The organism is Streptomyces sp. NPDC058620 (assembly GCF_042717135.1).
GTDB lineage: Bacteria > Actinomycetota > Actinomycetes > Streptomycetales > Streptomycetaceae > Streptomyces.
Genome location: NZ_JBHXQO010000037.1, coordinates 1 through 21913 on the forward strand (window position 1 = coordinate 1; position 21913 = coordinate 21913).

At 72.4% G+C, this 21913-nt stretch carries 15 protein-coding genes and 1 riboswitch; of the genes, 7 read left to right on the forward strand and 8 right to left on the reverse strand.

Annotated features, from left to right (window positions below; all coding sequences use genetic code 11):
- Both ACFWSK_RS27030 and ACFWSK_RS27035 read right to left on the reverse strand, forming a co-directional pair.
- Positions 1 to 306: hypothetical protein (locus ACFWSK_RS27030; RefSeq protein ID WP_383791278.1), on the reverse strand; the 306-nt coding region annotated here is incomplete at its 3' end.
- Positions 307 to 474: 168 nt separating this feature from the next.
- The gene (locus tag ACFWSK_RS27035) at positions 475 to 1029 is read right to left on the reverse strand and encodes a MarR family winged helix-turn-helix transcriptional regulator (RefSeq protein WP_383791281.1); all 555 of its coding nucleotides are present in this window, start codon (positions 1027 to 1029) and stop codon (positions 475 to 477) included.
- Positions 1030 to 1181: 152 nt separating this feature from the next.
- Between ACFWSK_RS27035 and ACFWSK_RS27040 the strand changes: the two genes are divergently transcribed.
- Positions 1182 to 2480, forward strand: coding sequence for an MFS transporter (locus ACFWSK_RS27040; RefSeq protein WP_383791464.1), 1299 nt, complete (start codon positions 1182 to 1184; stop codon positions 2478 to 2480).
- On the opposite strand, the gene ACFWSK_RS27045 is transcribed toward ACFWSK_RS27040, so the two are convergent.
- Positions 2474 to 4141, reverse strand: coding sequence for a SpoIIE family protein phosphatase (locus ACFWSK_RS27045; RefSeq protein WP_383791283.1), 1668 nt, complete (start codon positions 4139 to 4141; stop codon positions 2474 to 2476). The two genes, ACFWSK_RS27040 and ACFWSK_RS27045, sit on opposite strands and share 7 nt — an antisense overlap.
- 376 nt (positions 4142 to 4517) lie before the next feature.
- Positions 4518 to 5942 carry an NAD(P)/FAD-dependent oxidoreductase gene (locus ACFWSK_RS27050; RefSeq protein WP_383791285.1) on the reverse strand — a complete coding sequence of 475 codons (1425 nt, stop codon included), beginning with the start codon at positions 5940 to 5942 and terminating at the stop codon, positions 4518 to 4520.
- A gap of 384 nt (positions 5943 to 6326) precedes the next feature.
- Here ACFWSK_RS27050 and ACFWSK_RS27055 point away from each other — a divergent pair, with 384 nt between their 5' ends.
- Together ACFWSK_RS27055 and ACFWSK_RS27060 are read left to right on the forward strand one after the other, a co-directional pair.
- The gene (locus ACFWSK_RS27055; protein ID WP_383791288.1) at positions 6327 to 7172 is read left to right on the forward strand and encodes a TetR/AcrR family transcriptional regulator; all 846 of its coding nucleotides are present in this window, start codon (positions 6327 to 6329) and stop codon (positions 7170 to 7172) included.
- A gap of 229 nt (positions 7173 to 7401) precedes the next feature.
- Positions 7402 to 9426, forward strand: a complete 2025-nt coding sequence (locus ACFWSK_RS27060) for a sigma-70 family RNA polymerase sigma factor (protein ID WP_383791291.1) — start codon at positions 7402 to 7404, stop codon at positions 9424 to 9426.
- A gap of 20 nt (positions 9427 to 9446) precedes the next feature.
- On the opposite strand, the gene ACFWSK_RS27065 is transcribed toward ACFWSK_RS27060, so the two are convergent.
- Positions 9447 to 11555, reverse strand: a complete 2109-nt coding sequence (locus tag ACFWSK_RS27065) for an asparagine synthase-related protein (protein WP_383791293.1) — start codon at positions 11553 to 11555, stop codon at positions 9447 to 9449.
- A 949-nt stretch (positions 11556 to 12504) separates the two neighbouring features.
- On the opposite strand from ACFWSK_RS27065, the gene ACFWSK_RS27070 reads away from it, so the two are divergent.
- The 4 genes from ACFWSK_RS27070 to ACFWSK_RS27085 all read left to right on the forward strand — a co-directional run bounded on the left by ACFWSK_RS27070 (position 12505) and on the right by ACFWSK_RS27085 (position 17967).
- A complete protein-coding gene (locus ACFWSK_RS27070) occupies positions 12505 to 14028 on the forward strand; it encodes a sporulation protein (protein WP_383791296.1) in 1524 nt (507 codons plus the stop codon).
- Positions 14029 to 14299: 271 nt separating this feature from the next.
- A complete protein-coding gene (gene lhgO / locus ACFWSK_RS27075) occupies positions 14300 to 15556 on the forward strand; it encodes an L-2-hydroxyglutarate oxidase (protein ID WP_383791298.1) in 1257 nt (418 codons plus the stop codon).
- Positions 15549 to 16370 carry a tRNA (guanosine(46)-N7)-methyltransferase TrmB gene (gene trmB / locus ACFWSK_RS27080; protein WP_383791301.1) on the forward strand — a complete coding sequence of 274 codons (822 nt, stop codon included), beginning with the start codon at positions 15549 to 15551 and terminating at the stop codon, positions 16368 to 16370. Before lhgO ends, trmB begins: the two co-directional genes overlap by 8 nt.
- Positions 16371 to 16482: 112 nt before the next feature.
- Positions 16483 to 17967 (forward strand): PrsW family intramembrane metalloprotease, encoded by a 1485-nt coding sequence (locus ACFWSK_RS27085; protein ID WP_383791304.1) that lies wholly within the window; start codon positions 16483 to 16485, stop codon positions 17965 to 17967.
- Positions 17968 to 17999: 32 nt separating this feature from the next.
- Here the strand turns inward: ACFWSK_RS27085 and ACFWSK_RS27090 are convergent, their stop codons facing one another.
- From ACFWSK_RS27090 to ACFWSK_RS27100, 3 genes are all read right to left on the reverse strand, one after another.
- Positions 18000 to 18944 (reverse strand): aldo/keto reductase, encoded by a 945-nt coding sequence (locus ACFWSK_RS27090; RefSeq protein ID WP_383791307.1) that lies wholly within the window; start codon positions 18942 to 18944, stop codon positions 18000 to 18002.
- Positions 18945 to 19106: 162 nt separating this feature from the next.
- A complete protein-coding gene (locus tag ACFWSK_RS27095) occupies positions 19107 to 20150 on the reverse strand; it encodes a M23 family metallopeptidase (protein ID WP_383791309.1) in 1044 nt (347 codons plus the stop codon).
- Between the two features lie 11 nt (positions 20151 to 20161).
- A riboswitch (cyclic di-AMP (ydaO/yuaA leader) is annotated at positions 20162 to 20315 on the reverse strand.
- A 283-nt stretch (positions 20316 to 20598) separates the two neighbouring features.
- Positions 20599 to 21684: a PP2C family protein-serine/threonine phosphatase gene (locus tag ACFWSK_RS27100; RefSeq protein ID WP_383791467.1), complete on the reverse strand. Its 1086-nt coding sequence runs from the start codon at positions 21682 to 21684 to the stop codon at positions 20599 to 20601.
- Positions 21685 to 21913: the final 229 nt, after the last annotated feature.

The following is a 21913-nucleotide window of genomic DNA, read 5'->3' on the forward strand; positions in this document are numbered from 1 at the left end:
CTCAAGGAACGGACGCTTCCTTCGGTCCCGTTTCACCGGGGCCCTCCGGGCGCTTCCCTTCGTTCTTGCGTTTCCGACTCTATCAGACTCTTTCGCGTCCGATTCCCGGTCGAAGCGGGTTTCGCCTTTCCAGTTCTTCGCTTTCGCGTTTCCCTTTCCGGCGAGTCCGACTCTATCAGATCCTTTCGGGCCTGATTCCCAGTCAGCGGGCTTGTCTTCCCGGCTGTTGGGCCGTTCCGACGTCCCAAACTCTAGCGGATTCTCCCGGTGACTCATAATCGAGTCATTCGAAATGAATTTCGGCATGCCGAAATTCTCCCCGGTGGGAGATCGTGCTGAGTTGGGTTGCCGCGTTCGCGGCGGATCGGTTGTCGAAGAACCGTTCCGGCCCCGTGACAACTCGAAGAACCTTACGGACCGGTGAGGGGCGTGTCAACCCCTCCCCTGGCGCTCCGGGGGACTCCCCGGAGCGCCTCAGTCCAGGTCGGTGAGGCGGCCGCCGGCGTCCGGCTGGGCGTGCTCCACGCGGCGCAGCAGACGGATCAGCATGTCGCCCAGGCCGCCGCGTTCCTCGTCGGAAAGGTCCTGGAGCAGGTCTTCCTCGAAGGCGGTTGCCATGCGCATCGCCTCCAGCCACTTGGTACGACCCTCGTCGGTCAGTTCGACGATGACGCGTACCCGGTTGTTCTCGTCCCGGTCGCGGGTGACCAGGCCCTCGCCCGCCATGCGGTCGATGCGGTGGGTCATCGCGGCCGGGGTGAGGCCGAGGCGCTTGGCGAGTTCGCCGGGGCCCAGTCGGTACGGGGTGCCGGCCAGGACCAGGGTCTTGAGGACCTCCCATTCGGCGTTGCTGATGCCGAGGGCGCCGAGCTGCCTCCCGTACGCGACGTTCATGCGGCGGTTGAGGCGGCCGAGGGCCGAGACGACCTGTTCGACCTGGGGGTCGAGGTCGCGGAATTCGCGCTGATAGGCGGCGATCTGCTCGTCGAGGCTCGGCTCCTGCGGGCCGGGCTCGGTGGTGTCAGACATGGCGGGCAGTATGGCACGCCCTCTCTCACCATCGAAGTCCTTCAAGGTCAATTGTTAACTCTCTAACTTTAGTGCTAAAGTCTTCGAGTCTTGGTAGTTCGATGTTGTCTGATGTCTTCGAGATCTTGAGGTAGGTGAGCGTGACCAGGGACATGGGTGCAGCGCTGCGGCGGATCCAGGTGGGGAGCGCGCTGAGCGCGTTCGGACTCGGGTTCACCGTTCCATATCTGTACGTCTACGTGGCGCAGGTACGGGATCTTGGTGCCGGTACGGCGGGTGTCGTGCTGGCTGTCTTCGCCATGGCAGCTCTGGCCGTCCTGCCGTTCACCGGGCGGGCCATCGACCGGCGCGGTCCGATGCCCGTGCTGATCCTCGCCGCCGCCGTGGCCGCCGTGGGCGCCGCCGCGCTCGGGGTGTCCAGCAATGTCACGACCACCGTGCTGTCAGCCGCAGTGCTCGGTGCGGGCACCGCCGTCATGCAGCCGGCGCTCGCCACGATGCTGGTGTGGTGCTCCAGCACCTCCACCCGTACCCGCGCCTTCGCCATGCAGTTCTTCCTGCAGAACCTGGGTCTCGGGATCGGCGGTCTCTTCGGCGGGCTGATCGTCGACACGAACGATCCGGCGAGCTTCACCCTGCTGTTCCTGATCGAGGCCGTCATGTTCGTCGTGCTCGGCGTCGTGGCGGGGACCGTGCGCATGCCGCGTACCCCCTCCATCTCCGACGCCAGGCCCACGGACGGCACGGCGCCCCAGGCCGGGCTCCGGGTGCTGCTCTCGCACCGGGCGATGGTGCAGTTGTGTGTGCTGGGTTTCGTGCTGTTCTTCGCCTGCTACGGACAGTTCGAGTCCGGGCTCGCGGCGTACGGCACCGAGGCTGCCGGGATCGAGCCCTCGACCCTCGGTATCGCGCTGGCCGCCAACACCGCCGTCATCGTCGTCGCGCAGTTCGTCGTGCTGCGGCTGGTGGAGCGCCGGCGGCGCACCCGGGTCATCGCCTGGGTCGGTGTGATCTGGGCGTTCGCCTGGATCGTGGCGGGATACGCGGGTCTCGGGCACGGCAGCCAGACCATGGCGACGGCCGCGATGATCTCGACGTACGCGCTGTTCGGACTCGGTGAGTCCATGCTGTCGCCGACCGTGGCTCCGCTGGTCGCCGATCTGGCGCCGGAGTCGATGGTCGGGCAGTACAACTCGGCCTTCGCGCTGTGCAAGCAGCTGGCGCTGGCGGTCGGCCCGGCCGTGGGCGGGCCCATGGGGGCCACGCTGCACGGGCCGTACATCGTGACGTTCGTACTGTTCTCGCTCGGCATCACCGTGCTGGCACTGCGGCTGGGCCGCCGGCTCACCCCCGTACAGGACCAGCCCTCGCTCGCGCCCGTGCCCTCGCGGGTCGTGGCCGTGTCACTGCCGGACACCGAACCGCTCGCGACGCCCGCTGCCGCTCACTGAGGCAGCGCGAACTCGCACCACACCGCCTTGCCGCCGCCCGGAGTGCGGCGGCTGCCCCAGGACGAGGCGATCGTCGCGACGATGGAGATGCCGCGTCCCGCCTCGTCCGCCGGTTCGGCGCGGCGGCGGCGCGGCAGGTGGTCGTCGCCGTCCGTCACCTCGATGATCAGGCGGCGGTCGGTGCGGCGCAGACCGAGGCGCATCGGCGGGGTGCCGTGCTGGAGGGAGTTCGCGACGAGCTCGCTCGCCGCGAGAACGCCCAGGTCGCACAGCTCGACCGGGAAGCGCCAGGACGTGAGCACTCCGGTGGCGAAGGCGCGGGCACGCGGAGCGGCCTCGATGCCACCGAGCAGTTCGAGCGAGGCGTTGTGGAAGAGCTCCGCGTCGGACCCCGTACGCGCGGGGTGCTGGACGACCAGCACGGCCACGTCGTCGTCGTGATCCGCGGTCACACCGAGCGAACGGATGAGCCGGTCGCACACCACCTGGGGCGACCCCTTGGCGCCCGAGAGGGCGCGCTCCAGCGCCGCCACTCCTTCGTCGATGTCCTCGCTGCGCCGCTCGACCAGACCGTCCGTATAGAGGACGGCGGTGGAGCCCGGCGGCAGGCCGATCGTGCCGGAGGTGTGAATCCAGCCGCCGGTGCCGAGCGGGGGCCCGGTCGGGTCCTCGGCGCGGTGGATGACCCCGTCCTCGTCGCACACGAGGATCGGGAGGTGGCCGGCGGAGGCGTAGACCAGCCGGCCCTCGTTCGGATCGTGGACCGCGTAGACGCAGGTCGCGATCTGGCTGGCGTCGATCTCGGAGGCGAGACCGTCGAGGAGCTGAAGAACCTCGTGGGGCGGCAGATCGAGACGGGCGTACGCGCGCACCGCGGTGCGCAGCTGGCCCATGACCGCAGCGGCGCGCACACCACGTCCCATCACGTCGCCGATGACGAGGGCCGTGCGGCCGGCGCCGAGGGTGATGACGTCGTACCAGTCGCCGCCGACCGCGGCGTCCGTGCCGCCCGGCTGGTAGGTGGCGGCGATCCGCAGGTCGTCCGGCTGTTCCAGCTCCTGCGGCAGCAGGGAGCGCTGGAGGGTGACGGCCGTTTCGCGGTGGCGGCGCTCGCTGGTGCGGAGCCGCTCGGCCGCGTCGGCGTGGTCGGTGACGTCGGTGGCGTACACGAGGACGCCTCCCTCGCTCTCCGTGCCGGAGGCGGCCACGGGTGTGCAGGTCACGGTGTACGAGCCGCCGCCGAGGACCTTGCGGGACTTCACCGTGCGGGGTGTGCCGCTGCGCAGCACCTGGTCCAGGAGCGGCAGCAGGCTCAGCTCGACGAGCTCGGGCATGGCGTCGGCCGCCGGGGCTCCGGTGGGGCGGGGGCCGAACGCGGTCTCGTACGCCTCGTTCACGTAGGTGACGCGGTGGTCGGCGCCGTGGAGCAGGGCGACCGGGGCCGGGAGCTGACCGAGGATCTCGCGGGCCGAGAGTGCCTCCAGACCGGGTCCCGGTCCGGGCGTGACCGTGGGCGCTTCCGCCTCGCCGTCCGGCAGGACGGTCACGGTCTCCGGCCGGGCGCACTCGGCGCGGGCGGCGGGGACGGAACTGCGGTCGTCCCGCGCGGCGGCTCGTCGCTGCGTGCCGGGAAGGCGGGCGCTCCAACGCGTGAAGTTCACGGAATTTCTGGCCTCGTGTGTCGGTCTGGTCCGCTCGGGCGGGCTGCTTCTTCTGCCGGTTCTTCTGCCGGTTCTTCTTCCGGGTCCACGCCTGGTTCCACGCCCGCTTCTGCTGCCAGGGCAGGGGCGCCGGGGGCGAGGCCCGGCAAGGCGCGGCCGGGCCTCGTCGTGCGGGCGGGGCGCCGCTGCTGGTCACTGTTGGTCACTGCCGACGGGGTCACTCTGTGCACGTGTGGGCCCACCTATGGTCACACGCCCAGTGTGACGGTCCGTACTGACAGTGGTCGTTCAGCCGTCGGTCGGCCGTGGGTCGGCCGTGGGGCCGGGGGCTTAACGAAAGCCGTCGGAATGGCGCCGTGGTCCCGGCGCCGCAGGCTCAGTCGGCCGCCTTCGGCGGGTCGCCGTCCTTCGGGGGCGCCGCCGGTCTCCTGGGGCTTTCGGGACTCCCGGGACTTCCGGGGCGGCTTCCGTTGCTGCCGGGGCCGCCGGCGGCGAGGGCGAACTCGGCGCGCGGGTGTTCCAGCGATCCGAGGGAGACGATCTCTCGCTTGAAGAGTCCGGCCAGGGTCCATTCGGCAAGGACGCGCGCCTTCCGGTTGAACGTGGGAACCCGGCTGAGGTGGTACATACGGTGCATCAGCCAGGCCGGGTAGCCCTTGAGCTTGCGACCGTAGACGTGCGCGACGCCTTTGTGGAGACCGAGCGAGGCGACGGAGCCCACGTAGGCGTGGCGGTACTCCTTGAGCGGCCGGCCTTCGAGCGTGGCGAGGATGTTCTCCGCGAGGACCGCGGCCTGGCGCACCGCGTGCTGGGCGTTGGGTGCGGTTTCGCTGCCCGGTGCGGCGGCGGTCAGGTCGGGAACGGCCGCGGCGTCACCCGCCGCCCACGCGTGCGGGGCGCCGTCGACGGCGAGCGTGGCCGCGCAGCGGAGCCGTCCGCGTCCGGTGAGGGGCAGGTCGGTCGCGGCGAGGAGCGGCGCGGGTTTGACGCCCGCCGTCCACACGAGGGTGCGGGTCGGGAAGCGGGAGCCGTCGCTGAGTACGGCGACCCGGTCCTCGCACGAGTCCAGTCGGGTGTCGAGGCGTACGTCGATGTTGCGGCCGCGCAGCTCGCGGATGGCGTACTTCCCCATCGCGTCGCCGACCTCGGGGAGGATGCGGCCGGACGCCTCGACGAGGATCCATTTCAGGTCCGTGGCCTTGATGTTGTGGTAGTACCGCGAGGTGTACCGGGCCATGTCCTCCAGCTCGGCGAGCGCCTCGACGCCCGCGTAGCCGCCGCCGACGAAGACGAAGGTGAGGGCGGCGTCGCGGATGGCGGGATCGCGGGTCGCGGAGGCGATGTCCATCTGCTCGATGACGTGGTTGCGCAGGCCGATGGCTTCCTCGACGGTCTTGAAGCCGATACCGAAGTCGGCGAGGCCGGGGATCGGCAGGGTCCGCGACACGGAGCCGGGCGCCATGACGATCTCGTCGTACGCGATCTCGAGTGCGCCGGTGCCGTCCTCGCCCGAGGCGAGGGTGGTGACGGTGGCGGTGCGCTTGGCGTGGTCGATGCGCTCGGCCTCGCCGATGACGATCGTGCAGTGGTTCAGGACCCGCCGGAGCGGCACGACCACATGGCGGGGTGAGATCGAGCCCGCGGCCGCTTCCGGGAGGAACGGCTGGTACGTCATGTAGGGCTCGGGAGTGATCACCACAATCTCGGCATCGCCGCTCTTCAGTCTCTGCTTCAACTTCCGCTGGAGACGCAGCGCTGTGTACATGCCGACGTAGCCGCCGCCGACTACGAGAATGCGCACACCTGGCCGGGTGCCGGGGGTCGTCCCCCGGGAATCTGGAGCCATCACCATCCCATGACGCAACGGAGTCAGGTATTTGTCCACAGGCCCGGCAAATTGTGTGACTGGAGGTCAGGGGAGGGCCGGTGGCGCGCGTGTGCCACCGGATGCGGCACCTGTGCAGGTCAGACGTTGCGGGAGGGGTGGTGGGCGGGGGTGGAATCAGTGACCAACCGGTCCTTGCTCCGATCGGGGGGCGCTCCGTACGGAACTACCCCCTTCTGAATTGACCCGGGCTCAACTATGTTCGTATCCCGTCGGGGTGTCGGGTGCGGACTGTGCTCCGCGCCTCGGCGGATACGGCGGGGAAGTCTCCGGGGGGAGACGCCATAACCGGGGGAAGTCATGCACATTCAGGATTCGCATTGGCAGGCTGCTGTCTCGTCCTCTTCCGAGGGCCATGGGCGGCTGAGCGCGGTGGGAGCGGTGGGAGCGGTCGGTACCGCGGGGACGGCTGTGGCCGGCGCCCGTCAGGCGCCGCTCCGCGTGGACGCACAGCGCAATCTGGAACATGTACTGCGGGCCGCGCGTGAGGTGTTCGGCGAGCTGGGTTACGGGGCTCCGATGGAAGACGTGGCGCGTCGCGCCAGGGTCGGAGTCGGCACGGTCTACCGGCGGTTCCCGAGCAAGGACGTGCTGGTACGGCGGATAGCCGAGGAGGAGACCTCCCGGCTGACCGAGCAGGCTCGGGCCGCGCTCGGGCAGGAGGAGGAGCCGTGGTCGGCGCTCTCCCGTTTCCTGCGGACGTCCGTGGCATCGGGTGCGGGCCGGCTGCTGCCGCCGCAGGTGCTGCGCGTGGGCGTCGAGGCGGACGAGACGACCGCCTCGGTACGGGAGCCGGGAACGGATTCCGTTGCCGGCCCGGCGCCGGGCGAGAGCCCTGACGCGACGCGGGTGCCGCAGCAGCGCCAGGGAGTGGGTCAGCCCGACCTCCGGGTGGTGTCCCAGCGGGCCGCCGCCGAGGCCATCGACGACAAGGACACGGGCGCGGGCGAGCTCCTGGAGGTCGTGGGCAGGCTCGTCGACCGGGCGCGGGAATCGGGCCAGCTCCGCGGTGATGTGACAGTGGCCGATGTGCTGCTGGTCATCGCCACGGCGGCGCCCGCACTGCCCGACGCGGCCCAGCAGGCCGCGGCGTCGGCACGGCTGCTCGACATCCTGCTGGAGGGGCTGCGGTCCCGGACCGTGTGATGTGCCCGGTGTCCGTCTCCCTCGGGGGGCGGGCACCGGTACGGCCCCGGCCGTCAACCGTGTGCCTATCGGGGAGGGCTGGTTCGTCCCCGGACGAGTGATCTCTCATGCCCGCACGCGGGAAATGCACCTCGGATGAGTGGTTGCCGGGGCCTACAGTCCGTGGCGATTGTGCTCTGTGGCACTCTTGCCCGGTTCGGGTCCGAAGGCGCATACGGGGGCTTCCGCGATGAGCGGTGACGGGCAGCAGGAAGTACCGCTCGGCGGCATCGCCGCCGCGGGTGCGAGCACGGAGACCGGCGGCCAGGTGCCGAGTCAGGCCGGGCCGGGGCGCTCGACCGGGGACGCCGAGGGTGGCACCGTCCTGCCCGGTCCCTGGCCCGCACCCGTCGACGACTTCCCGGACACCAGCTCCCCGGCGGGCGGGGCGGTCGAGGCCGCGGACGCCGCCGGGTACGCCGTTCCGCCGCAGCGCGAGGGCGGCAGTGCCCCCGCGGACGACGTGGTGTCAGACGCCCAGCTGATCCAGGCCATGCGGGCCGGCGACGACCAGGCGTACGACGAACTGTTCCGGCGGCACTCGGGTGCGGTCCGCCGCTACGCGCGCAGCTGCTGCCGCGACGCCCACACCGCCGACGACCTGACGGCCGAGGTGTTCGCGCGCACGCTCCAGGCGGTACGCGGCGGCAAGGGGCCCGAGCACGCCGTCCGGGCCTACCTCATGACCGCCGTACGGCACGTCGGTGCCGCCTGGACGAAGAGCGCGAAGCGGGAGCGGCTGGTCGACGACTTCGCGGTCTTCGCCGCGCAGTCGACGCGCACCTTGGAACTCTCGGACGACGACACCCTGGAACTGGGCGCCGACGTCCGGGCGATGCACGAGGCCGAGCAGTCGATAGCTATGCAGGCGTTCCGCAGCCTGCCCGAGCGCTGGCAGGCGGTCCTCTGGCACACCACGGTGGAGGAGGAGGCGCCGAGCGAGATCGCCCCGCTGTTCGGACTGACCGCCAACGCCACGGCGGTCCTGGCCAGTCGGGCCCGCGAAGGGCTCAAGCAGGCGTATCTGCAGGCACACGTGAGCCAGGCGCTGACGACGGGCGGCGACTGCGCGCAGTACGCGGACCGGCTCGGCGCGTACGCCCGGGGCGGGCTGCGTGTGCGGGCGGAGCGCGGGCTCCGCAAGCACCTTGACGAGTGCGCCAAGTGCCGGATCGCCGCGGGCGAGCTGACGCATGTCAATGCCGGAATTCCGGCCCTGCTGCCCATCGCGGTCATCGGTTGGTTCGCCGCCGGTTACTCGCTCAAGGCCGCGGGGATCGTCGCGGGTGGCGTGGCCGGTGCGACCGGTGCGGGCGCCGCCGCGGCGGCCACGGGCGGCGGCTCGTCCGGGGCGTCGGCCGGTGGCGCGCTGGCTTCCGAGGGCCTCGGTGCGCCGGCGAAGGCCGGCATCGCCGCGGCGGTGGCCGTGGCCGCGGCTGCCGGTCTGGTGTGGGCCCTGGTCGGGGACGACCAGCCGAAGCCGGAGCCCAAGCCGGTGGCCAGGCCCCCGGTGGTGGCTCCCGTCGTCCCCACGCCCGGACCGCCGCCGAAGCGGCGGCCTCCGGCCCCGCCGGCCCCTGCTCCCGTACCGGAGCCGAAGCCCACCCCGAAGCCGACTCCCAGCCCGACTCCGCCTCCGAGCCCGAGTCCGAGCCTGAGTCCGAGCCCGAGTCCGAGCCCGGAGCCGCCGCCGAAGCCCACGCCACCGCCGCCGTCCCCCAAGCCCACCCCGAAGCCGCCCGCGCCCGCCCCGCCTCCCGCGCCGGCTCCGGAGGTGTACCAGGTCAGCGAGATGAAGTACTCCGCGTTCGGTGACCACACCGAGCCGGAGGTGGTGATCGGCCGGAGCAGCTGGGTCTGGCAGCGGTCGGGTCTCTCGATCGGTTCCACGCAGTACCCGCACGGGGTGACCGTCCACGCGAACTCCTCGGTACTCATCCAGCTGAACCGCCGGTGCACCCGTTACGAGGCGATGGTCGGCGTCGACGACCTGACGATGGGCCTCGGGGCGGTGCGCTTCTCCGTGTTCAACGGTGACGGGGCGCGGCTGTGGCAGTCCCCGGTGATGCGCGGCGGCGATGCGGCCGTTCCCGTGAGCGTCCCACTCGCCGGGCAGGAGCGGATTCGCCTCGTCGTCGAGGCGGCGGAGGCGGCGGAGCCGTTCCACGCCGTGGCCCTGGCCGACTGGGCGGAGTCACGCATCAGCTGCGTGTAGGACCTGATGCCGGGCGGCCGCTACGACTGAAGCGTTCGCCTGGCCGGGACCACGCCGCCCGCCACCGCGCGCTGGCGCGGAGCGGCCGTGCCCGTCCAGCAGGTGCCCCGGCGGGCGAGGAGCCGCCGGAGCCAGAGCTCCGTGGAGGCCAGTTCGGCCAGCCCGTCCAGCGGGAGCGGCTCGCCCTCGGACGCCGCCCGGAGGGCCTTGCGTACGACCCGAGCCTCGACCAGGCCCGCGTCGGCCAGGAGCGGGGCGTCGAACAGGGCGAGCAGGTCGGGGAGCGCGGTGCGCAGTCCGACACGGGTGGCCGCCGTCGAGGTGGCGTGGGACGGGGCGCCCCAGCCCGGCGGCAGATCGTGGATGCCGGCGCCTGCCAGGACCCTGCGCAGGATCGCGGCGCGCGCGCCCGGTTGGACCCGGAGCGACTCGGGAAGGGCCCGGGCGGCTCGTACGACCTGGTTGTCCAGGAACGGGGCGTGCAGGCGCTGGCTGCGGATCTCGGCCGCCTGCTCCAGGATGCGGTGGTCGTTGGCGTGCCGGGCGAGTGCGGCGCGGGCGCGGGCCTCGCCCGGGCGCTGTACGGAGGTCGGCCGGACCGCCGCCTCCTGGAGGCGAACCGATACTTCGGCGAGCGCCTCCCCCGTGAGCCAGCGCGCCGCGGGGCCGGGCCGCGACCAGGCGAGGGCGGAGAGCGACGCGTCGGCGGGGGTGTCGAGGTCGGGGGCGTATCTGTTGGCGTCCGGCAGCCGGTCGGCCGCCGCTTCGAGCCCGGTGCGATACGACGTACGGGCGAGCTTGCGTGCCGCCCGGTAGACGGCAAGCGGCACGAACAGGGAGTGCGCAGAGGGGCCTTCGGCCTTGGCGAGTGCGGCGACGGGCCGCAGCAGGTGGCGCCGGCGCCGGTCCATCAGGAGGTCGGCCAGGCGGGCCGGATGGGCGTCGAGGACCTGCCGGGCACCGTGACCGACGAAGTGGTCGGCGCTGCCCGCGGCGAGGCGGCGGCGGTGGCGCGCGGCCACGACGAGGGACGGGCCGGGCTCGTCGGTGAGGGGGCCGTCCAACTCGGCGTAGGGCAGGGCTTCCTCGCCCGCGGCGACGACCACGTGGTGCAGCCGCGGGTTGGCGGCGATGACGCGGGCCCGTTCCAGCTCGTCCTCGTGGTCGCGTGTGGTGAGGTCGTTGAAGGTGACGGCGAGCAGCCGCTCCCCCGCTCCCGTGCCGTGGCCGAGGAGGGTGCCGGGCAGGCCGGGCAGGCCGGCGGCCAGCAGCGCGAGGGTGCCGGACGCGCTGCCTCCGGAAAGGTCGGCGCCGATGCCGGGCACGGGAGCCCCGCGGGCCGCGCGGCGCTCGGCGGGCCCCATGCCGGGTACGGGCCCGGGGTCGACCGGCAGTGCTTCCGGGGCGTGGCGCGGCGCCAGGAGCCGGGCGCGTACGGCTTCGACCAGCGCGTCCCGGACGCCCTCCACGGCTCGTACCGGATCGGTCTGGGGGGCCGCCACGGCGAGTGAGGCCACCGCCTCGTACCCGGTGATCTCGCGGGAGCCCTCGCGCAGGATGAGCGCGTGGCCGGGCGGGACGCGTTTCACGCCCACGTACGGGGTGCCGTTGCCCAGCGCCTCCGGGGTGTCGGGGCAGGCGAGGAGCGCGGCCAGATGACCGATGTCGAGCTGGGCCTCGATGAGGTCGGCGAGCGGGAGGGCGGCGGTGGCGTACGCAGTGCCGTTGGCCCAGGGTGTGTGGAACACCGGGCGGGCCCCTGCCAGATCCCCGGCGACGGTGATCCGGCGGCCGATCTGGACGACGGCCGTGTAGCTGCCGGGCCAGGCGGTGAGGTGGCGCAGCGCTCCGCCGCGCGCGGCCAGCAGACCGACGCGCAGTTGCTCGTCGGAGGCCCCGCAGCAGCCGAGGACGGCGATGCGTGCGGTGGGGGCGCCCGGGGGCGTCGCGACGGTGACGACACGGATCTCGTCGGGCCGCCAGTCCCCGACGGCCCACAGCGGATCGGGGTCTCCCCACAGGAGTTGGGAGCCCACGGGGTGAACCGTGCGCCCCTCGTCGCCCGCGTCCACCGCGCCGACGGTGCCGAAGCTCGCGGCGATACTGCTCCACCCCACCAACCAACGCATCGCCGCCTCCACAGGCTGTGGACAAACCGGCGCACCTGGACAGAGGAACGCCTGCTGCGGGACATGCTGCCACGACAACGGCCCACCGGAGGGGGTACGGGCAGCGCACGCCGGAACTGCATGCGCCCCTGGCAAAGGCCCGGCGGCGCCTCCTCGGGGACTCCACCAACGGAGGGCTGCCTTCCGGGCGTTGCGGCGCGCGGGCGCGGGAAGGGACCCCGGTTCACCCCTTTGGCGGGCAGTCGGAAACCGGCCACAGTCCGACCGGCCGCACAGCCCCCGCTGGATAGGCGACATTCAGCCATTTTTGGTGGGCCGCGCCACTGCATGTGCCCGTTTCGCGACGCATCGCGCTGTCCGGCCGGCGCGCGCGGGACCGACGGCGGGCACTCCGGCTCGCCGTCGGTCCCGTCCCGCGAGAACGCACAGTCCGGGAGGTGTGCTTCACCTCCCGGACCGGTCCACCGCCCGCGGGGAATGGGGCGGCGGTATCCCCCAGCCCACTGAGTCCAGTGCAGCGGGCCGACCCACGCAGCACCCATCGAAGCGCTTGCACCCTGGCCGTACGAGAGCGCACGGACAGGCGCACGGCCACACACGAGGAGCACGTCCGCCACAGGCCGGTCCGCCACGGCGAACCGGCCGGGACGCCCGTTGCGGCACGTTCGTGCGCCCCCCGGACCCCGCCCGGGGCGCGATCCCGGGGCCCATGGCCCGCCGCCGCCGGCGGACAACATTCCCGCCATACGGACGTCTGCCCCTTAACGGTAGGGATGCGGCGAACTACGCTGTGTTTACTGACGTTCTCGGCAGGGAGGCATATTCCTCGGGGCTCGGCCAAATGCGTGTGCGGCCGGAGTGCCGGGGTTCGTCCCTGGGGAGGACACGGTACGAATGCCGCGCACCTCCCGGGTGACGCGGCGGCCGTCTGTGTGTCGAGGGGTGGCGCATGTCCAGGGAGCAACGCGGGCCGAACGAGAAGCTCGGCACGGTTCTCGCCCTCGCGGGAATCAGTAACGCCGGGCTCGCCCGGCGGGTCAATGACCTCGGAGCACAGCGCGGGCTGACACTTCGGTACGACAAGACCTCGGTGGCCCGGTGGGTCGCCAAGGGCATGGTGCCCCAGGGCGCCGCGCCCCATCTCATCGCTGCGGCGATCGGCGCCAAACTCGGCCGGCCGGTCCCGCTCCACGAGATCGGGCTCGCGGACGCCGACCCGGCGCCCGAGGTCGGCCTGGCGTTCCCCAGGGACGTGGCCGAGGCGGTGCGGTCGGCGACCGAGCTGTACCGGCTGGATCTCGCCGGACGGCGGGGCGGCGGCGGGATCTGGCAGTCCCTGGCCGGTTCCTTCTCCGTCAGCGCGTACGCGACACCCGCGTCCCGCTGGCTGATAACGCCCGCCGACTCGTCGGTGGCACGGGACTCCACGGCCGCGGAGGCCGCGATCCTCGGGGCGACCGGACCGCACGGCGCGCTCGGCGCACTCGGAGTGCGCGGGTCGCACGCCGGTGTGCCGGTGCAGCCCGGACCGGACTCGGTGTCCGACGCCTCACCGCTGCGGGTCGGCCACAGCGATGTGTCCAAGCTCCGGGAGGCGGCCCAGGACGCGCGCCGCTGGGACTCCAAGTACGGCGGCGGCGACTGGCGTTCCTCGATGGTCCCGGAGTGCTTACGGGTCGACGCGGCACCCCTGCTCCTCGGCTCGTACAGCGACGAGGTGGGCCGCGCGCTGTTCGGCGCGTCGGCCGAACTGACCAGGCTCGCCGGATGGATGGCGTTCGACACCGGCCAGCAGGAGGCCGCGCAGCGCTACTACATCCAGGCCCTGCGTCTGGCACGGGCCGCCGCCGACGTTCCGCTCGGCGGCTATGTGCTGGCGTCGATGTCCCTCCAGGCCACGTATCGCGGCTTCGCCGACGAGGGCGTGGACCTGGCGCAGGCGGCCGTCGAGCGCAACCGCGGGCTCGCCACCGCCCGCACCATGAGTTTCTTCCGGCTGGTGGAAGCGCGCGCCCATGCGAAGGCGGGCGACGCACCGGCCGCGGGGGCCGCGCTCAAGGCCGCCGAGAGCTGGCTCGAACGCTCACGGGCCGGCGACGCCGACCCGTCGTGGCTGGGCTTCTACTCGTACGACAGGTTCGCGGCCGACGCCGCCGAGTGCTACCGCGATCTGAAGGCGCCCCGGCAGGTGCGGCGCTTCACCGAGCAGGCGCTCTCCCAACCGACGGAGGAGTTCGTCCGCTCGCACGGTCTGCGCCTCGTCGTGTCGGCGGTGGCCGAACTGGAGTCCGGCAACCTCGACGCGGCGTGCGCGGCGGGGACGCGTGCGGTGGAGGTGGCGGGGCGGATCTCCTCGGCGCGCACCACGGAGTACGTACGGGATCTGCTGCACCGGCTCGAACCGTACGGGGACGAGCCGCGGGTCGCCGAGCTGCGGGAGCGGGCCCGGCCGCTGCTGGTGGCGCCGGCGTAGGCCGCCGGGCGGTCCCCTGGGAGGCGCCCGGCGCGGCCCCGGCTGCCGACGTACCGGATACCGGCCCCCGTGGGCGTACCGCCCTTCGCGCCGCCTTCACCATCCGGGCGCCGCGTTCGCCGCGCGCTCTGTCCGCAAGGCGTGGGGTACGTCCCGGTACGCCCGCCCGGTCCGCACCGGGACGGTGGCAGATGTGCGCCACGCCCTGTCCGCCCCTGGTTTGAGCCCGTTGTCAGTGGGTCAGTGCACTATCGGGGTGGGAGGTGGCGTGATGATGACGCACGCGGCGTACGACTGCGAGGTGCTGGTGATCGGCGGCGGGATCGTCGGTCTGTCGACGGCGTATGCGATCACGCGTACCGCTCCGGGCACCCGGGTCACCGTTCTGGAGAAGGAGTGGGGCCCGGCCCGCCATCAGACGGGGCGCAACAGCGGAGTGATCCACAGCGGTATCTACTACCGCCCCGGTTCCCTGAAGGCCCGCTTCGCGGTGCGGGGCGCCTCCGAGCTGGTCGACTTCTGCGCGGAGCACGGCATCGCCCACGCGGTGACCGGCAAGCTGATCGTCGCGACCGAACGGTCCGAGCTCCCCCGGCTGCACGGCCTGGTGCAGCGCGGCCGTGAGCACGGCCTGCCGGTCCGGGAGCTGGGACCGGCACAGATCGCGGAGTACGAACCCCATGTGCGCGGTCTCGCGGCGATCCGCGTCGGCACGACGGGCGTGTGCGACTTCGGCTCCGTCGCGGCCCGCTTCGCAACGGAGGTGACCGCGGCGGGCGGGCAGATCCGTTACGGGGCCGAGGTCACCGCGATCGACCGCCGCCCCTGGGGCACGGCGGTGCGGACGGCGGACGGCCAGGTCGTCCGGGCCAGGGTCCTCGTCAACTGCGCGGGTCTCCACAGCGACCGGATCGCCCGGCTCGCGGGCGACGACCCGGGGGTGCGGATCGTCCCCTTCCGCGGGGAGTACTACGAGCTCGCCAGGGAACAGCTGGTGCGCGGCCTGGTCTACCCGGTGCCGGACCCCGCCTTCCCCTTCCTCGGCGTGCACCTGACCCGGGGCTTCGACGGCTCCGTGCACATCGGGCCGAACGCCGTGCCCGCCCTGGCCCGCGAGGGATACAGCTGGCCCGTCGTGCGCCCGCGCGAACTCGCGGACACCCTGACCTGGCCGGGGTCCTGGCACATCGCCCGGCGGCACTGGCGGTACGGGGCGGGCGAGCTGCACCGGTCGGTGTCGAAGCGTGCGTTCACGCAGGCCGTCCGCCGGCTGCTGCCCGAGGTGACGGAGGACGATCTGCGGCCCTCCACCGCAGGGGTCAGGGCCCAGGCGGTCCTGCGGGACGGCACGCTGGTCGACGACTTCCTGATCCGTGAGGCACCGCACACCGTGCACGTGCTGAACGCGCCCTCGCCCGCCGCCACCGCCTCCCTGCCCATCGGGAGGGAGGTGGCGCGGCGGGCCCTGCTGCGGGCTCGTGCCACGGGGTGGAAGCCACCCGCCGTAGAATCGGGGCATTGTGTCTGAGCCCCTGAACCCCACCCCCGAGACGCCCGGCGCCACGGACGACGCGGCTGCGCTGCGTGCCGCCTCCTTCGAGCGGATGCGCCGGCTGCGTCAGGAGCCCCGCTTCCCCGGCGGGCCCGCCGCCGACCCCGCCGGCTCGCATCACGAGCGCCGGATTCGCAGCTTCCAGCCGCGCCGCAGCCGGGTCACCGCCGGCCAGGAGGACGCCCTCCAGCGGTTGTGGCCCAAGTGGGGCCTGGACATCGACGGACAGCGCGTCCTCGATCTGCCCGAGCTGTTCGACGGGCTGCCGGTGATCCTGGAGATCGGCTTCGGGATGGGCGAGGCCACCGCGCAGATGGCCGCCGACGACCCGGGCACCGGGATTCTGGCCGTCGACGTGCACACCCCCGGCCAGGGCAATCTGCTCGGCCTCGCGGACCGGGCGGGTCTGACCAACGTCCGCGTCGCCAACGGTGACGCGATCATCCTGCTGCGCGAGATGCTCGCACCGGAGGCGCTCGACGGCCTCCGGGTGTACTTCCCCGACCCCTGGCCCAAGCCACGCCACCACAAGCGGCGACTGATCCAGCCGGAATTCCTCGACCTCGTCGCACAGCGGATGAAGCCGGGCGCCGTGATCCACTGCGCGACCGACTGGGAGCCGTACGCGGAGCAGATGCTGGAGGTGCTCACCGCGCACCCCCGCTTCGCGAACACCCAGGCGGACGGCGGGTACGCCCCGCGGCCCGCGTTCCGGCCCCTGACCCGGTTCGAGGGCCAGGGTCTGGACAAGGGGCACGTCGTGCACGACCTGCTGTTCGCCCGCGACTGAGCCCGCCGGCCTGCCGCGTCCGGGCCTTTGGCGGGTGCCCGCGTCCGCGCTTCTCGGCCATGCGCCCCCCGCGCCATGGTCAGGCGCCGGTCCCCCTCGTTAGGGTCGTCGAGTGTCCGAGTGGTCCGCGCAGCACCCGCAACCGCAGCCGGCCGTCCCGGTTCTCGAGGAGCACCGGCTCGGCGAGATCCTGGGCGCCGTGCCGGAGCGCGGCCAGTGGCGGTACCGGCCGCGCCGTGTCGGCATGGTCTGGCGCAGCAAGGCGTTCCGTGCCGGTGCGGTGATCTCCGTACTGGCGCTCTGCGGGCTGCTCATCCTGTCCCTGGTCCGCGAACAGACCGGCACGGAGGGCTTCCTCGTCGGGCTCGGGCTCGCTGTCCTGCCCGTGCCGCTGCTGATGGCGGCCTTCCGCTGGCTGGACCGGGTGGAGCCGGGTCCCTGGCGGAGTCTGCTGTTCTCCTTCGCCTGGGGTGCGTGCGCCGCCGCGCTGGTCGCGATCACCGCGAACACGTTCGCGGCCCGCTGGATCGCGACGGCGACCGCGGACCCGTCGAGCGCCGACACCCTGGGTGCCACGGTGATAGCCCCGGTCGTCGAGGAGAGCGCGAAGGCCGCGGCGGTCCTGCTGATCTTCCTCTTCCGGAGACGGGAGTTCAGCGGCATCGTCGACGGGATCGTGGTCGCCGGGTTCACCGCGACCGGTTTCGCGTTCACGGAGAACATCCTCTATCTGGGCAACGCCTTCGACGAGGACCAGCAGTTGGGCAGCGCCGGACTCGGGTCGGTGACGGCGGGGACGTTCTTCGTCCGGGTGGTGATGTCGCCGTTCGCCCATCCCCTGTTCACCGTGCTCACCGGCATCGGCTTCGGCATCGCCGCGCTCAGTGCGCGGCACCACCGGGCCCGCCGGATCGCGGTTCCGCTCCTGGGGCTCGTCCTCGCCATGGGCATGCACGCCCTGTGGAACGGCTCGTCGACCTTCGGCCGGTACGGATTCTTCGCGGTCTACGGGGCGTTCATGGTCCCGGCGTTCGCCCTGGTGACCTGGCTGGCGATCTGGTCGCGCCAGCGCGAACTGCGTACCCTCGCCGCCGAACTGCCCGCGTACGCGGCCGCCGGCTGGCTCTCTCCCGCCGAACCGTCGGCACTCTCCTCGATGCGGGCCCGCGGGATGGCCCGTGATGCGGCCCGGCACTGGAGCAGCGGACGGGGCCGGGCCGCCGGCAGGGCCGCGGCCCGGTCGGTGGCCGAGTACGAGTCGTTCGCGACCTCGCTGGCCGTGCTGCGGCGAAGGGCCCGCCGCGGTGCGGTGGGCCCGGACTTCGCCGTACGGGAGCAGGAGCTGCTGCACCACCTGTGGGAGCGCAGGGAGGTCGCGGGCCCGGCGCTCACGTACGCGGCCGGCCGGCTCGGGCCCCGGCGGCCTGCGCCGCTGCCGGCCCCGCACCGGTGGTACGGCGGCTACAACCCGTACCTCAACCGGGCGACTCCGCCCGCCGGACCCCCGTACCAACAACCGCCGTACCAGCAGCCCCCTTTCCAGCCGCCGCCGTACCGCCCGCACCCGTACGACGCACGTCACCGTCGGGCTCATTGAGCGCGTGCGGCGCGTCGTCCGCGCCGCACGCGTCAGGCCGAGGCGTCCGTCAGCGCCGCCTGCTCCTGCTCGGTCAGCCGCAGCCCGGCGACCGCGACCAGTGCCGGCACCTGCTCGACCGTACGGGCCGAAGCGATCGGAGCCACGACCGTGGGACGGGACGCCAGCCACGCCAGGGCGACGGTGGCGATCTCGGCGCCGCGCTCCGTCGCGATCCTGTCGAGCGCGGCGAGAACCTTCTGCCCGCGTTCCGACTCCAGGTGCTGGCCGGCCCTGTCGGCCCGCGGACTGTCGACCGTCGCACCCGCGCGGTACTTGCCGGTGAGGAAGCCCGAGGCCAGGGCGAAGTACGGGACGGCGGCGAGACCGGCGGCGGCGGCCGTGTCCTGGAGCCCGCCCTCGTAGGTGTCACGTGAGACGAGGTTGTAGTGCGGCTGCAGGGCGACGTAACGGGCCAGGCCCTCGCGCTCGGAGAACTCCAGCGAGGCCCGCAGCCGCTCGGGGCTGATGTTGGACGCGGCGATCTCGCGCACCTTGCCGTCCTTCACCAGCTGGTCGAGGGCGGTGATGATCTCCTCGACGGGGACGGTCTCGTCGTCGAAGTGCGTGTAGTAGAGGTCGATGTGGTCGGTGCCGAGCCGGCGCAGCGATTCCTCGGCCGCGCCCTTGATGGTCGCGCCGGAGAGACCCTTGTACGAGGGGTGGGCGCCGACCTTCGTGGCGACGACGGTCTCGGAGCGGTTGCCGCGCGAGGCGAGCCACTTGCCGACGACGGTCTCCGATTCACCGCCCTCGTTGCCCGGTGCCCAGGCCGAGTAGGAGTCGGCGGTGTCGATGAAGTTGCCGCCTGCCGCGGCGTAGGCGTCCAGTACGGCGAAGGACTGCGCCTCGTCGGCCGTCCAGCCGAAGACGTTGCCGCCGAGGGCGAGGGGGAAGACCTGGAGGCCGGAGGAGCCGAGCGTACGGAGTGAGGTCATGGGTGGTTCAACCCCGTCACCGAACCGCGCTATTCCGTTTCCCGGCACGACCGCGCCCCGAGAAACGGCAAACCGGCAGCCCTGACGTCGGGGGGTGTGCGTCAGGGCTGCCGGGGTTCAGGTGCGTCCGGTTACGGGACGCGGTGTCTCAACTGCCGGACCTCAGAGCGTGAGGCCCTTGCTGCGGAGCCAGCTCATCGGGTCGATGCCCGAGCCGCCCGCGGTGTGGACCTCCAGGTGGAGGTGCACCCCGCTCGAGTTGCCGGTGGAGCCGGCGCGGCCGATGATGTCGCCGGTGTTGACCCTCTGACCCGCGGAGACGTTCAACGAGGACTGGTGGCTGTACGTGACCTCGGTACCGTCGTCGAGCTCGATGACGGTGTGGTAGCCGTACGACGTGTGCCAGCCGGCTGATCTGACGGTCCCGCCGTGTACGGCCTTGATCGGTGCGCCCGCCTGCGTCGCGAAGTCGAGGCCGGTGTGCTGGCCGGAGGACCACATGCTGCCGGCCTGGCCGAACGTCGCGGTGATCGTGTACGAGGAGACCGGCAGGGTGAAGCTGGCGGCCAGCTTGGCGAGCCTCTCGGCCTCCGCCTTGCGCGCGGCGGCCTCTTCGGCCGCCTTCTTCTCGGCGGCGGCCTTGGCCTCGGCCTCGCCCTGCTGGGCCACGGCCTCGGCGGCGGCCTTCTCGGCGGCCGCCCTCTCCTGGGCGGCCCTGGCCTCGGCGTCCGCGCTGGCCTGCTGCTGCTCGGCCTGCTGGAGGATGCGGGTGCGCAGCGCCTCTCCGGCGTCCGTCGTACCCTGCTCGGCCTCGGCGGTGGTGATGCCGGCGGTGGTGAGCGGGGACGACGCGGCCACCGTGGCGGTGTCCTTCGCGTCGGGGCCGTCGGACATCAAAGAGCCGACGCCGGGAAGGGACTTGGCGTCGGGCAGATTGTCCGCGATGGAATCGGGAAGAGATATGGAGACCGGCGGCTTGCCCTGAGCGGTGGCCATGCCGCCCGCACCGACTGCCGCGATGACGCCGACCCCGAGGACGGTGGAACTACGAGCGAGACCGCGCTGCTTGGCTACGCGATGCCTGCCGCGAACGGGACGGATGGACTCCGCAGTGGGGTTCCATTCCTCCCAGGTCCTGTCCTGGGCACCGAGCGTGTCGGTACCGAAGGGTGACGGGGCCTCGGGGGCAGGCTTGTTGGACGCCACGTGGGCGCACTCCTTTCCTTCCTTCTCGCCTACCGGGTTAGCTGACGGGTTCGGAGCAGGAAGGTCTCCTACGGGCCGCTCTGCCTCTCGCGAGACACAGGTGGCTCGATTCACCCCATGTAGGTGGGTCCCCGGTTTCCTTGCGGAATTCAGCGCACGCGCACGGTGCCGCCTCTTACGACGACTGGGACAACCGCGCTGCGTTATCGAACGTTAATAGACAGACGGGTTCTATTCCAAGCTGTTCCGAGTGATCGTTCGTGACTTTGGCCTGGACTTAACGGGATACAACCGGGTGCAATCGGGCGAGTTGAACACCCCTCACCCGTCATTTCATTTCTGACGTTGCGTCAAATGTTATGCGGAGGGCCACGCTTCGGTTACGTACGGTGGCCCCGCTCCACAGCGCCGGTCGCGTCGGACCGCCGACGGCCCGTCAGCCACTGGCTCATTCCGGTCCCCCGGGCCCCCGGCCCACGATCTTCACGGTCCTCCGCCGCTCCGGCTGCCCCTCCGCCGGCCGGCCGACCGCGAGCAGCGCCATGTCGTCCGTGGACCGGCCGCCCGTGTGCAGGCGCACGTCATCGGTGAGCGCGGACAACAGCTCCTCGGGCCCGGGGAAGATCCGCCCCCGCAACCGGGCCGCCGGATCGTAGAAGGCCCCCGCCGCGTCCCGCGCCTCGGAGAGGCCGTCCGTGAACATCAGGAGCGTCGTCCCCGCGGGCAGCGCCCACTCGTCCGACCGGTCCGGCCACACACCCAGATCCATCCCGAGCGGCAGCGCGGGCGAGGCGGACGCGAGCACGTCAAGCTTTCCGTCGGCGTGCAGCAGGATCGGCTCGGGGTGCCCCCTGTTGACGAGCCGCACCAGACCGGCCCCGGGCGGGATCTCGGCCAGCGCGGCCGTGATGAACCCTTCCATCGCGTCGAGCCCGCCGCGGCGCGTCCCGTCCCGCGCCAGCGCCCGCTCCAGGCGCTGCGCCACACCCTCCAGCGAGCGTTCCTGCTCGGCGGCCTCCCGGAACGCCCCGATGACCACCGCCACCGCCCCGACCGCGTCAAGTCCCTTGCCCCGTACGTCCCCGACCACCAACCGCACCCCGTACGGGGTGTCCGCGACGGCGAACAGGTCGCCGCCGACGAACTCGTCCGCCTGGGCCGCCTCGTACCGTGCGGCCACATGGAGCCCGCCGATCCGGTCGGCCGGCCTCGGCAGTACCGCCCGCATGGCGGTCTCCGCGATGACCCGGGCCGACGCCAGCTGCTTGTTGCCCCGCCGGACGACGCCGTTGATGAACAGGGCGAGCAGCCCGGCGGTGGCCACGGTGACCAGTTCGATGATGGGCTCGACCTGGCTGAGCGTGCGGCTGAACAGGCCCAGCAGCGCCATGACGAGGACCGCGGCGACGCCCGTCCGGATCGTGCTGGCCCGCGAGAAGAACGGCGCGGCGATCAGGGGAGCCGCCACGAAGAGGGGGACGGGCGTGAACGTCGGCGGTGTCGTGACGTCGAAGAGCGCCCCGCCCACGATCATCAGCGCGGGCAGCACACGGACGAACCGACGGGCACGGACTCCCCCTGGAGTCACGCCCCGCCCTGTGTCCCGCTTCCCCACCTGTGTTCTCCTGCCCGGGTCCGCCTACGGTTGCGGACGGTACCGCGCCCCACCCAGGCTGACCGGAGCCGCGCCGCGTGGCGACTGCTCATCGGCCAAAGGAGGGAGCGTGCGGAGGCGCTTTCCGCACCCCGGTCACGCACTGTCC